This window comes from Ralstonia sp. VS2407 (assembly GCF_052950655.1).
This window is the reverse complement of sequence record NZ_JBRFVG010000290.1, coordinates 1-456: the sequence shown is the minus strand read 5'-3', so window position 1 is coordinate 456 and position 456 is coordinate 1. Positions and strand designations below refer to the sequence as shown.

The following is a 456-nucleotide window of genomic DNA, read 5'->3' as shown; positions in this document are numbered from 1 at the left end:
CACTAAAGCCGGTGCATCATTAATGCCATCACCAACCATCCCTGTCATTCCTACTTCGCGTTTTAATTGATCAACAATCGCTGATTTTTCCTCAGGTAAAACATTAGCAAAAACTTGGTCCACGCCTACTACGCGACCAACTGCTTCACCCGTAAGTTTTGCATCTCCTGTAATCATTGTTGTTTCAATATTTTGTGACTTGAAATAGTGAATGGCGTTCATTGCTTCTTCATTAGGAACATCCATCAATGCCACCAAACCAATCACTTGTTCATTTTCGGCAAAGTACACTACCGTTTTGCCTTCACTTGCTAATTTCGTTGTTTGTTTCTCAATGATTGTTGGCACTTGTTCGAAACTAGATGGTTTACCAATTCTAAAAGTTGTTTCTGCAATGGTCGTTACTAAACCCACCCCGACAATATTTTCTACTTCTAAATTTAAAGCCGTTGTTTC

General features: G+C 39.3%; 1 protein-coding gene. It reads right to left on the bottom strand.

Annotated features, from left to right (window positions below):
* A partial coding sequence (locus tag ACU8YE_RS25110) for an HAD-IC family P-type ATPase (protein ID WP_446930276.1) occupies positions 1-456 on the bottom strand: 456 nt, incomplete at both ends.